This window comes from Ancylobacter defluvii, from assembly GCF_018390605.1.
In the GTDB taxonomy this organism is placed as follows: Bacteria; Pseudomonadota; Alphaproteobacteria; order Rhizobiales; family Xanthobacteraceae; genus Ancylobacter; species Ancylobacter defluvii.
The window spans coordinates 141812-153971 of record NZ_JAHBGD010000012.1; the positions used below are offsets into that span (position 1 = coordinate 141812).

At 68.2% G+C, this 12160-nt stretch carries 11 protein-coding genes; 10 read left to right on the plus strand and 1 reads right to left on the minus strand.

Annotated elements, in window-relative coordinates; all coding sequences use genetic code 11:
- The first annotated feature begins 65 nt into the window (after positions 1-65).
- The 10 genes from KHC24_RS08540 (at position 66) to KHC24_RS08585 (ending at position 9970) form a co-directional block, all read left to right on the plus strand.
- Positions 66-1091 carry an ABC transporter substrate-binding protein gene (locus tag KHC24_RS08540; protein WP_213362459.1) on the plus strand — a complete coding sequence of 342 codons (1026 nt, stop codon included), beginning with the start codon at positions 66-68 and terminating at the stop codon, positions 1089-1091.
- A gap of 19 nt (positions 1092-1110) precedes the next feature.
- On the plus strand, positions 1111-1947 hold the full coding sequence (locus tag KHC24_RS08545) for an ABC transporter ATP-binding protein (protein WP_213362998.1): 837 nt from the start codon (positions 1111-1113) through the stop codon (positions 1945-1947).
- Positions 1948-1961: 14 nt separating this feature from the next.
- Positions 1962-2756, plus strand: coding sequence for an ABC transporter permease (locus tag KHC24_RS08550; RefSeq protein ID WP_213362461.1), 795 nt, complete (start codon positions 1962-1964; stop codon positions 2754-2756).
- A gap of 25 nt (positions 2757-2781) precedes the next feature.
- Entirely contained in the window at positions 2782-4122 is a 1341-nt protein-coding gene (locus KHC24_RS08555) for a cytosine deaminase (protein WP_213362463.1), read from the plus strand.
- A complete protein-coding gene (locus tag KHC24_RS08560) occupies positions 4122-5534 on the plus strand; it encodes an FAD-binding oxidoreductase (RefSeq protein ID WP_213362465.1) in 1413 nt (470 codons plus the stop codon). Before KHC24_RS08555 ends, KHC24_RS08560 begins: the two co-directional genes overlap by 1 nt.
- A gap of 74 nt (positions 5535-5608) precedes the next feature.
- Positions 5609-6214, plus strand: coding sequence for an NAD(P)H-dependent oxidoreductase (locus tag KHC24_RS08565; protein ID WP_213362473.1), 606 nt, complete (start codon positions 5609-5611; stop codon positions 6212-6214).
- A gap of 100 nt (positions 6215-6314) precedes the next feature.
- On the plus strand, positions 6315-6803 hold the full coding sequence (locus KHC24_RS08570; RefSeq protein WP_213362475.1) for a MarR family winged helix-turn-helix transcriptional regulator: 489 nt from the start codon (positions 6315-6317) through the stop codon (positions 6801-6803).
- A gap of 253 nt (positions 6804-7056) precedes the next feature.
- Positions 7057-8064: a 2-hydroxyacid dehydrogenase gene (locus KHC24_RS08575; protein ID WP_213362477.1), complete on the plus strand. Its 1008-nt coding sequence runs from the start codon at positions 7057-7059 to the stop codon at positions 8062-8064.
- Positions 8065-8071: 7 nt separating this feature from the next.
- On the plus strand, positions 8072-8872 hold the full coding sequence (locus KHC24_RS08580; RefSeq protein WP_213362485.1) for an AprI/Inh family metalloprotease inhibitor: 801 nt from the start codon (positions 8072-8074) through the stop codon (positions 8870-8872).
- A 261-nt stretch (positions 8873-9133) separates the two neighbouring features.
- Positions 9134-9970, plus strand: a complete 837-nt coding sequence (locus tag KHC24_RS08585; protein WP_213362487.1) for an alpha/beta fold hydrolase — start codon at positions 9134-9136, stop codon at positions 9968-9970.
- Positions 9971-10258: 288 nt separating this feature from the next.
- Here the strand turns inward: KHC24_RS08585 and poxB are convergent, their stop codons facing one another.
- The gene (poxB, locus tag KHC24_RS08590; RefSeq protein ID WP_213362489.1) at positions 10259-11992 is read right to left on the minus strand and encodes a ubiquinone-dependent pyruvate dehydrogenase; all 1734 of its coding nucleotides are present in this window, start codon (positions 11990-11992) and stop codon (positions 10259-10261) included.
- Between the last annotated feature and the right edge of the window lie 168 nt (positions 11993-12160).

The following is a 12160-nucleotide window of genomic DNA, read 5'->3' on the forward strand; positions in this document are numbered from 1 at the left end:
TCGGCTTTAAGCTCGCCTAGTATGGCGGCATTGTCGCCGGCACCGCCTGTTGGGAGACCCCGTCCATGCGCCGCAATTTTCCGCGCCGCCAATTCCTGCGCTCGCTCGCCTTCGCCTTTGCCGCCACCCTGGCGACTCTCGCCGCCACCCCGCTCGCCTTCGCCGCCGACAAGGTGACCTTCGGCACCAATTGGGTGGCGCAGGCCGAGCATGGCGGCTTCTATCAGGCGGTGGTCGACGGCACCTACGCGAAATACGGGCTCGACGTGACGATCCTGCCTGGCGGTCCGCAGGCCAACAACCAGCTGCTGCTGCCGGTCGGCAAGATCGATTTCTACATGGGCGCCAACATGCTGCAGGCGTTTTCCTCGGTGGCGGAAGGCATTCCGGTGGTGAGCGTCGCGGCGCTGTTCCAGAAGGACCCGCAGGTCCTCATCGCCCACCCGGACGTGACGAAGTTCGAGGAGTTGAAGACCCGGACCCTGTTCATCTCCAAGGAGGGCCTCGCCAGCTACTACCAGTGGCTGGTCGCCGATTTCGGCTTCAGCGAAAACCAGGTGAAGCCCTACACCTTCAACGCCGCGCCCTTCCTTGCCGACAAGAACAGCGCCATGCAGGGCTACATCACCTCCGAGCCCTATGCGGTGGAGCAGCAGGGCGGCTTCAAGCCGACGCTGTTCCTGCTCGCCGACCAGGGCTTCGATACCTATTCCACCACCATCGTGACCCGCACCGAGCTGGTAAAGTCGAACCCGGATCTGGTGCAGCGCTTCGTCGATGCCTCGATCATCGGCTGGTACAACTACCTCTATGGCGACAACGCCAAGGCCAATGCGCTGATCAAGAAGGATAATCCGGAAATGACGGATGCGATGATCGCCTTCTCCATCGATAAGATGAAGGAGTACGGCATCGTCGATTCCGGTGACACCAAGAGCCTCGGCGTCGGCGCGATGACGGATGAGAAGATCAAGAGCTTCTACGACAAGATGGTGCGCGCCAAGGTCGTCAAGGCCGACATCGACTACAAGAAGTCCTACACCACCCAGTTCGTGAACAAGGGCGTCGGCAAGGACCTCGCCCCGAAATGAGCCCGCGCGCGTGACCGCGATCCTGCAACAGCCGCGTCCGGCCGCGCCCGCGGCCGGCGCGCCGCTGCTAAGCCTTGCCGGCGTCGGCAAGCGCTTCGGCAATCAGGTGACCGCCCTCGACGGGCTCGACATGGAGGTGCGCCGCGGCGAGTTCCTCTCGCTGCTCGGCCCCTCCGGCTGCGGCAAGTCGACGGCGCTGCGCCTGATCGCCGGCCTCGCCGAGCCGACCTCGGGCCGCATCGCCTTCAACGGCAATGACGGGCTTGCCGCCGGCAAGCGTCGCCGGTTGATCGGCCCCGCCTCGGCCGGCCATCCGGCGATCGGTTTCGTCTTCCAGGAGCCGACGCTGATGCCGTGGGCGAGCGTGTTCGGCAATGTCCACCTGCCGCTCAAGCTCGCCGGCACCGGACGCCGCGAGGCCGAGCCGGCGATCATGGAGGCACTGGAGCTGGTCGGCCTGGACGGGTTCCGTGATGCCTATCCGCGCGAGCTCTCCGGCGGCATGAAGATGCGCGTCTCCATCGCCCGCGCGCTGGTCACCAAGCCGCGGCTGCTGCTGATGGATGAGCCCTTCGCCGCGCTCGACGAGATCACCCGCTTCAAGCTGAACAACGATCTGTTGCAGGTCTGGCGCCAGCTCAACTGTACCATCGTGTTCGTCACCCATTCGGTATTCGAATCGGTCTATCTCTCCACCCGCATCCTGGTGTTCCGCGCCCGGCCGGGCCGGATCGCCGCCGAGCTCGCCATCGATCCGGCGCTGGAGCGCGACGAGGCCTTCCGCACCTCGCCGGAATATGCCGCCCTGTGCCGGCAGACCTCGACGGCGCTCGCCGCCGCGATGAACGCCGGCTGACGGAGCGGCGCAGGATGGCGCATCGCCTGGAGACCTCGCCCTTCCGCTGGCTGCTCCCGGTGGCGGTGCTCGGCCTCGTCATCCTCGGCTGGGATCTCGTGGTGCGGCTCAACGATCTGCCGCCCTACATCCTGCCCGGCCCCTTGCGCGTGCTCGACACCCTGATCGCCGACCGCGACGTGCTCCTCGGCTCCCTGATGGTGACGCTGCGCACCACTCTCGTAGCGCTGGTGCTGGCGGCGGTCGGCGGCGCGGCGCTGGCGCTGCTGTTCGCCTCCGCCCGCATCGTCGAATTCTCGCTGTTCCCCATCGCCATCATCCTTCAGGTGACGCCGCTCATCGCCATCGCGCCGTTGATGCTGATCTACCTCTCCACCGATACGGCGGTGCTCACCTGCGCCTGGATCGTCGCCTTCTTCCCGATCCTGTCCAACACCACGCTGGGCTTGAATTCGGTGGACCCGAACCTGCGCGACCTGTTCCGCCTCTCCGGCGCCGGGCGGGTAAAGACCCTGCGGCTGCTGCAAATGCCGACCGCCCTGCCCTATTTTCTCGGCGGGCTGCGCATCGCCGGCGGCCTCGCCCTTGTCGGCGCGGTGGTGGGCGAGATCGCCGCCGGGTCGGCGGGACAAGGCTCCGGCCTCGCCTTCCGCATCGTCGAATCCGCCTATCGGCTGAACATTCCGCGCATGTTCGCCGCTCTGCTGCTGATTTCTCTGGCCGGCATCCTCATCTATGCCGGGCTGAGTCTGCTCTCGTGGCTGCTGTTGCGTCGCTGGCATGAGAGCGCCCTCGGCAAAGGCAACTGAGCCCTGAGGGAACTGGAGCTGAACCATGAAAGCCGCCCTGCGCGCCGCCTTCCTGGGCCATCCGCCCGATGCCTATGTGCTGGTCGGCGTGCACGCGCCGGCGGTGCTGGTGCCGGAGTTCATGCGCGATTTCGCCGCCCGGCCCGATGCGGAAGGGCTGGTGCAGTTCGATCTCTTCATCGCCGAGGGCACGATTGCCGGCCTCGCCCCGCATGGCGCGGAGAACCACCCGCTGCCGCGGCTGGAACTCGACGGCGCGCTCGTGCTGCCCGGCCTCGTCGATGCCCACACCCATCTCGATAAGGCGTTCATCTGGCCGCGCCGGCCGAACCCGGACGGCAGCTTCGCCGGCGCGCTCGCCGCCAACACCGCCGACCGGGAGCAGCGCTGGAGCGCCGACGACGTCGGACGCCGCATGGATTTCGCCCTGCGCTGCGCCTATGCGCACGGCACGGTGGCCATCCGCACCCATCTCGATTCCATCGGGCCGCAGACCGCGATTTCCTGGCCGGTCTTCGCGGAAAAACGCGCGCAATGGGCGGAGCGCATCGTCTTGCAGGGCGTGGCGCTGGCGCCGGTGGAACGGGTGCTGGACGATGCCGAATTCGGCCCGCTGGTCGAGGCGGTCACCCGATTCGACGGCGTGCTCGGCACCTTCACCTATGTCTCGCCTGATATACAGCCGGGCCTCGACCGGCTGTTCGAGGCAGCCGAGCGCCATGGCCTCGATCTCGACTTCCATGTCGACGAGACCCTCGACCCCGCCGCCCATTCCCTCGCGCTGATCGCGCAGACGGCGCTCAAGCGCCGCTTCGAGGGCCGCATCCTGGTCGGCCATTGCTGCTCGCTGTCGCGGCAGGAACCGGCCGCGGTCGACCGCACGCTCGATCTGGTCGCCCGCGCCGGCATCGCCGTGGTCTCGCTGCCCATGTGCAACCTCTACCTCCAGGACCGCGCGCCGGGCCGCACGCCCCGCGCCCGCGGCGTCACCCTGCTGCACGAGATGCGCGCCCGCGGCATTCCGGTGATGGTGGCCAGCGACAATGTGCGCGACCCCTTCTACGCCTATGGCGACCTCGATCTCGTCGAGGTGTTCCGCGAGGCGGTCCGCATTGCCCATCTCGACCACCCGCTCGGCGACTGGCCGGACATCGTCACCGCCCGTCCCGCCGCCGCCATGGGCCTCGCCGGTGCCGGCCTGTTCATCCCCGGCGCCCCGGCCGACCTGTCGCTGTTCCGGGCCCGCAGCCTCAACGAGCTGCTGTCGCGCCCGCAGGCCGATCGGCTGGTGCTGCGCGGCGGCCAGATCATCGACACCACGCCGCCGGACCCTGCCGAACTCGACGACCTGATGGATGAGCCTTGATGAGCGACCGCCAACGCTACGACCTTGCCGCCCTGAGGGCCCGCCTCGACGGCATCCGCCTCGAGGACAATCCCGCCCTCGTCCGCCAGAAGAGCCGCGATTTCTATTGGTACTCGCCCATCTTGAAGCGCCAGCTCGACCCGGCGGTGGCCGACATCGTCGCTCATCCCACCTCGCAGGACGAGGTGATCCGCATCCTGTCGGCCTGCGCCGCCCTGGCGATCCCGGTGACGCCGCGCGGCGCCGGCACCGGCAATTACGGCCAGGCCATGCCGCTCGCCGGCGGCGTGGTGCTGGATCTTTCGGGAATGAACCACGTCCTCGACATCGGCCCCGGCCATGTGGTGGCGCAGGCCGGCGCCATTCTCGCCGAGATCGACGCCGCCACCCGCAAGGCGGTCGGCCGCGAGCTGCGCCTGCACCCGTCGACCTACCGCACCGCCTCCATCGGCGGCTTCATCGCCGGCGGCTCCGGCGGCGTCGGCTCGATCATGTGGGGCGGGCTGCGCGACCTCGGCAACATCCTCGGCCTCACCGTGGTGACGATGGAGGCCGCGCCGCGCGTGCTCCGCCTCACCGGCGAAGAGGTCGGCAAGGTCGCCCACGCCTATGGCACCAACGGCATCATCACCGAGGTGACCATGCCGCTCGCCCCGGCCCATGACTGGGTGGAGGCGATCATCGGCTTCGACGATTTCGCCGAGGCCTGCGCCTATGCAAACGCGCTGGGCGAGCAGGACGCGCTGGTCAAGAAGCTGGTCAGCGTCGTCGCCGCGCCGGTACCGCAGCGCTATTTCCTGCGCCACAAGCCGTTCCTCCCCGAGGGCAAGCATGTCGTGCTGGTCATGGTCGACGCGCTCGCCATCGATGCCTTTGCCGCCTTCACCGCCCGGCATGGCGGCGAAGCGCTGTTCCGCTCCGATCTGGTGCCGGCGGCGAGGCAGGCCGGGCTGCCGCCGCTTTACGAGCTTGCCTGGAACCACACCACGCTCAGGGCGCTGCGCGTCGATCCGGCGGTCACCTATCTGCAAACGCTCTACCCCTTCCCGCACCAGCTCGATCTCGTCGCCCGCATCCATGCCCGGCTCGGCACCGAGGTGCCGGCGCATCTCGAATTCGTCCGCTTCGACGGCAAGATCACCTGTTTCGGCCTGCCGCTGGTGCATTTCACCGGCGAGGAGCGGCTGGACGAGATCATCGCCATCCATGAGGAGATGGGCGCGGTGGTGTTCAATCCGCACCGCTACACGCTGGAGGAAGGCGGCATGAAGCAGACCGATGCGGTACAGCTCGCCTTCAAGCGCGAGGCGGATCCGGCCGGCCTGCTCAACCCCGGCAAGATGATCGGCTGGGAGAACCCGGAATTCGACCTTGCCTCCGGCCGCACCTATCTGTTCCAGGGCCTCGGTTGAACAAGCCGCCTGCCGAGGAAGTCACCGGCCCGAGCAAGCCATCTGCCTGAGGAAGTCATTTGCCTGAGAAAACCATGCGCGCGCTCGTCGTCTTCTGCCACCCGGTGCCGGACAGCTACGGCGCCGCGCTCCGCGACGCGGTGCTGCGCGGCCTCGCCAGGGCCGGCATCGAGGCCGACCTGATCGATCTCTATGCCGACGGCTTCCAGCCGGCGCTCACCGAGGAGGAGCGGCGCAACTATCACACGCCCGGCCTCAACCGCCTGCCGGTGGCCGATCATCTCGATCGGGTGAAGGCCGCCGACGCGCTCGTCTTCGTCGCGCCCACCTGGTGGTATGGCCCGCCGGCGATGCTGAAGGGCTGGCTCGACCGGGTGCTGGTGCCGTTCGAGACCTTCGGCATGCCCAGGCCCTATCGCTCGCTGGAGCGCCACCTCACCAACATCCGGTTGATCGCCGCCGTCTCGACCCTGGGCTCGCCGTGGTTCTGGTGGCGCTGGATCGGCCAGCCGGGTCGCCGCATCCTGCTCGACGGCATTGGCGGCATCGTCCATCCACGCGCGCCGAAGCTGTGGCTGGCGCTGCACGGCATGGATTCGGTGAGCCTCGCCAAGCGCGCCGCCTTCCTTAGCCGGGTAGAGGAACGCTTCGCCCGGCTCAGAATTTCGCGTCCGGAGTAAGATTTTGACGAAATAGGCGTTTACCGCCATCCTACTGTCATGACACGCTGTTTTTGCTGCAACAATGGTTGTTGCCGCCATGCGGTCGACGGGACGCTCCATGAAGGACGGGTTCGACAAGAGCATCGGTCTTCGCCTGCAACACGCCGCTCGCCTGCAGCGCGCCCTTGCGGCACGGCGGCTTCAGGAACTTGGCCTGTTCCCGGGTCAGGAAACCGTCCTGAAACTGCTGTTTGACATGGACGGCCGCACCATGTCGGAGCTCGCGGGGGCGCTGCGCGTGCGCCCGCCCACCGCCTCCAAGACGGTGGGACGGCTGGCGGCGCAGGGCCTGCTGGTCCGAAAGGCCTCCGACGCCGATGCTCGGCTGGTGCGCGTCCACCTAACGGATGAGGGACGCACCCGGGCCGGCGCCATCGACGAGATCTGGGACTCGCTCGAAGACACCATGACCGGCGGCATCGACGGCAAGGACCGCAAGCGCCTGCGCAAGCTGCTGCGGCGGATCGAGAAGAACCTCTCCGCCAAGCTCGGCGCCGAGGATCCCGATCTCGACGAGCAGCCGGACGAGGTCGAGGAGCCGGCGTAGCGGCTTTCGGTTTGCATGGAACCTCCGGATCGACCGCCGTTCCCCGGCGGCGACGGCCGGAGCATGCCCGCCCTACCCAAGGCGCCCGCGAACACCGGCGGAAACCGTCCACCCGCGATCCACAGGCTTGTCCACAGCCGCGCCTGCCGATCGGCGACCTCCCTCAGGCAGGCGCATGACAGGCGATGACTAAGACGGATTGCCAGCGCCGGTGCTTTGGTGACGAATAGCCGCCGACGCCAAGGAGCCTGACATGCCCGAATCCGAGACCGCACCTCCCGCCGGCCGCATCGAGCTGCTGCAGACCGGCCCGCTGATGCCGATGATCGAGACCCAGCTCACCGAGCATTTCCTGGTGCATCGGCTCGATGGCGAGGGCGGCGATGCGGTGCTTGCCAGCGTCGGCCCGCGCATCCGCGCCATCGCCACCGGGGTCGGCGCCACCGCGCGACGCCGCGTCACCGCCGACTTGATGGACGCCCTGCCAAATCTCGAGATCGTGTCGAATTTCGGCGTCGGCTACGATTCCGTCGATGCCGCCGCCGCCGGCACCCGCGGTGTCGTCGTCACCAACACCCCCGGCGTTCTCGACGACGAAGTCGCCGACCTCACCCTCGCGCTGCTGCTCGCCGCCATTCGCCGCCTGCCGCAGGCCGAGCGCTATCTGCGTGCGGGAAAATGGCCCGGCGGCGCCTTCCCGCTCACCGCGACGCTGCGCGACCGCTCCATCGGCATCGTCGGCATGGGGCGCATCGGCCAGGCGATCGCCCGGCGGCTGGAGGGGTTCGGCCGCCCCATCGCCTATCACAGCCGCCGTCCCGCCGCCGATGTCGATTATCCCCACTATCCCGAGCTGCTCGCCCTCGCCGGCGCTGTCGACACGCTGATCGTCATCGTGCCCGGCGGCGCGCAGACGCATCACATGATCAATGCCGAGGTGCTCGAGGCCCTCGGCCCGCGCGGCGTGCTGATCAATGTCGCGCGCGGCTCGGTGGTGGACGAGCCGGCGCTGATCGCCGCGCTGCAGGACGGCACCATCATGAGCGCCGGCCTCGACGTCTTCGCCCATGAACCCAACGTGCCGGAGGCGCTGATCGCGCTCGACAATGTCGTGCTGCTGCCGCATGTCGCCTCGGCGACGCAGCTCACCCGCGACGCCATGGGCCAGCTGGTGGTCGACAATCTGCTCGCCTGGGCTTCGGGCCGGCCGCCGCTCACCCCGGTGGCGGAGACGCCCTGGCCGCCGGCCAAGAAGGCCTGAGGCGCCCGTGAGGAGCCGCCGGCACACCGCCGTCTCCGCCGCGCTGCTGCTCGCCGGGCTGGCAGGCGCCACGGCGCTGCCCGCCGCCGCACAGGAAACCACGACGCAGGAAACCACGACCCAAGACGCGGCGGCGCCCGCGGCCCCGGTCCAGGAGACGCCGGCGCAGGTCGCCCAGCGGCTGGCGGACGGCTATCAGCTCACCAATGCCGATGGCGACCGCATCTGTCCCCTCGCCTTGGCGACGAAGGCCGTCCGAACACCGACGGGGGTCGATCACCCGCTGTTCAGCCTCAGTCTCGACCGCGCCGCCTGCGCCGAGCAGATCACCTTCGCCACCGACATCGCCTCCTGGTCGCCGGGACCGGGAGATTCGATCCGCCTGCACGCCGCCTCCGGCCGGCTGGTGGCGGAGTTCACCGAGGGCGCCGGCGGCACCTGGGAAGCGCTGCGCGAGCGCGACGGCGTGTATTTCCTGGTCAATCCGCGGCTGGCGCAGGCGGCGCCGGTGGCGCAGCCGGCCGATCTGTTCGGCCTGTGGCAGCTGTCGCGCGGGCCGGACACGCCGTTCTGCACCGTGATGCTCGACGAGCAGCCCTTCGGCGACGGCGACTATCCGCTCGCCCCCGACGATGGCTGCGGGCCGCTGCTCGGCCCGCTTTCGCCGGAGCGCTGGCGGCTGGAAGCCGGCGACCTGCTGCTGCTCCGCGACAAGGGCGAGCCGCTGCGCTTCGCCGCGCAGGAGGATGGCAGCTGGCTGAAAGTGCCGGAGGACCGCAACCCGCTCATGCTCTCGCGCAGCCCGTAAGCTGCGGCAGAATGGGCTCTCGCCGCGAGGCCGGCGGCACCGGTGCGGATGGCTCGAAGGAGAGGTGTCCTAGAACCAGCAACCGCGATAAGAACCGCGAACTTGCGCGCCCGTGGCACGCGGGCGGGCGTTCGCGATAACATGCATGCTTTCGTCACTTACCGGTCGCCGCGGACGCCGTATTTGTCAGCCCGCGACAGCTTTCCTGCCTGAGTCGGGCCTGCTGCCACCGTTTCACCGCCAGATCGAAGGATCGCAATCATGCCTTTCGTCACCACCAAGGACGGCGTCGAGATCTTCTTCAAGGACTGGGGTCCGAAGGACGCCCAGCCGATCATGTTCCACCACGGCTGGCCGCTGTCGGCCGATGACTGGGACAACCAGATGCTCTTCTTCGTGCAGAAGGGCTACCGCGTCGTCGCCCATGACCGCCGCGGCCATGGCCGCTCGACGCAGGTCTCCGACGGCCACGACATGGACCACTACGCCGCCGATGCCTTCGCGGTGGTCGAGCATCTCGATCTGAAGAACGTGGTGCATATCGGGCATTCCACCGGCGGCGGCGAGGTCGCCCGCTATGTGGCGAAATACGGCGAGCCGGCCGGCCGCGTCGCCAAGGCGGTGCTGGTCTCCGCCGTGCCGCCGCTGATGGTGAAGACCGAGAGCAACCCCGGCGGCCTGCCGATCGAGGTGTTCGACGGCCTGCGCGCCGCGCAGGCGGCCAATCGCGCGCAGTTCTTCCTCGATCTGCCGACCGGCCCCTTCTACGGCTTCAACCGTCCGGGCGCCAAGATCTCCGAGGGCACCATCCGCAACTGGTGGCGCCAGGGCATGATGGGCAGCAACAAGGCGCATTACGAGGGCATCAAGGCGTTCTCCGAGACCGACCAGACCGAGGACCTCAAGGCGATCTCGGTGCCGGTGCTGGTGCTGCACGGCGACGACGACCAGATCGTGCCGATCGACAATGCCGGCCGGCTCTCGGTCAAGCTGGTGCAGAACGGCACGCTGAAGGTCTATCCGGGTTTCCCGCACGGCATGCTCACCACCCATCCCGAGGTGCTCAACCCGGATCTGCTCGCCTTCATCGAGAGCTGAACCGGCGATCGCGTAGCCGGCCACGGCCGGACGAACCTGCGGCGCGGCACGCCCATTCCGGCGTGCCGCGCCGTTTTGTTTTGTCAGGTGCTCCAGAGCGTCGGATCATCGGCGAACAATGCGCCGTACCGCCGCCGACCGCGCTGTCGCCGGAAGCCCCCCCTCCCCAAGGCCAAGCCATCAAAAAACCAGGCCCTCAAAAGCCTGCTCCAAAAGCAACGGGGCGCCTTCCAACCGGAAGACGCCCCCTGGCCTTCATGTCATGTACGTCGTGCGGATCGTCCCGCTTCAGCGCGACAGCAGGTTGGTCTTGGCGAGATCGAGCACCTCGTCGCCGCGCCCGCTCATCACCGCCCGGATCATCCACAGGCCGAAGCCCTTGGCCTGAGCAAGCTCGATGGTCGGCGGCATGGAGAGCTCCTGCGTCGCGGTGACGACATCGAGCACCGCCGGCCCGTCATGGGCGAGCACCTCGGCCACCGCCGCCGGCAGGTCGCCGGGATCCTCCACCCGCACGCCGTGAATGCCCATCGCACGCGCCATCGCGGCGAAATCGGGGTTGTCGAGATTGGTGCCGATCTCGACGAAGCCGTTCGCCTTCATCTCCAGCGCCACGAAGCCGAGCGTGCCGTTGTTGAAGATCACCACCTTCACCGGCAGCTTTTCCTGCTTGAGCGTGATGAGGTCGCCCATCAGCATGGTGAAGCCGCCATCGCCGGAGAGCGAGATCACCTGCCGGCCCGGCTGCGACGCCTGGATGCCGATCGCCTGCGGCATGGCGTTGGCCATCGAGCCGTGCACCAGCGAGCCGACCATCCGTCGCTTGCCGTTCATGGCGAGATAGCGCGCCGCCCAGATGGTCGGGGTGCCGACATCGAAGGTGAACGCCGCATCCTCCGCCGCCGCCTCGCTGACCAGCCGCGCGAGATATTGCGGATGGATCGGCTTACGGCCCGGCGTGCCGATGGCGAGATCGTCCAGCCCCTTGCGGGACTTGCGATAGCGCGCCACCGCGACGTCGAGATGCAGCCGGTCGTCCTTGGTCGCAAGCTTGGGGATCAAGGCCTCCAGCGTCGCCCCGACATCGCCGACGAGGCCGAGCTCGAGCGCGCAGCGCCGGCCCAGCTGCTCCGGGCGGATATCGACCTGCGCGATCTTGATGCCGGTCGGCAGGAACTGCTTGTAGGGAAAGTCGGTGCCGAGCAGCAGCAGCGTGTCGCAGTCGTGCATCGCCTCATAGCCGGAGGCGAAACCGATGAAGCCGGTCATGCCGACATCGTAGGGATTGTCGTATTCGACATGCTCCTTGCCGCCCATCGCGTGCACGATCGGGCTCTTCAGCTTCTCGGCCAGCGCCATCAGCGGCGCATGCGCGCCGGCGCAGCCGCGCCCGCAGAACAGGGTGACGCGGTCGGCATCGTTGAGCAGCGCCGCGAGCCGGTCGATCTCCTCATCCGCTGGCCTCACCACCGGCACCGGCGGCTTGAGGCCGGCAGTGGCGGAAACCGGCCGGTCGGGAGCCGGCTTCAGCGCGATATCGCCCGGTATCACCACCACGGCGACGCCGCGCTGGCCGATGGCGGCGCGGATGGCGTTCTCCAGCACGAAGGGCATCTGCGCCGGATCGGACACCAGTTCGCAATAGACGCTGCATTCGCGGAACAGGTTCTGCGGATGCGTCTCCTGGAAATAACCGCCGCCGATCTCCGAGGAGGGGATCTGCGCCGCGATCGCCAGCACCGGTACCCGCGAGCGCTGGGCGTCGAACAGGCCGTTGATGAGGTGCAGGTTGCCCGGCCCGCAGGAGCCGGCGCACACCGCCAGTTCGCCGGTGATCTGCGCCTCGCCCGCCGCCGCGAAGGCCGCGACCTCCTCGTGGCGCACATGCACCCAGTCGATGGCGTCGGTCCGGCGGATCGCCTCGGTCAGGCCGTTCAGGCTGTCGCCCACGACGCCGTAGATCCGCTTGACCCCGATCTGGGCCAGGGTGGTGATCGTCAGATCGGCGATGTTCCGGCTCATGGCAGTCCCTCATGCATCGATGGATGTGGAATCGGGCGGCATCCCTCGGCGCGAGGTACGGCCTTTTCCCGTGACTATCGACGATCTAACCTTGGGCTCAATTCTACGTCTGCTTCCTTCGGCATACGATCAGTCGATGAAAAACATACGTTTGTATAGGCTTGCGGG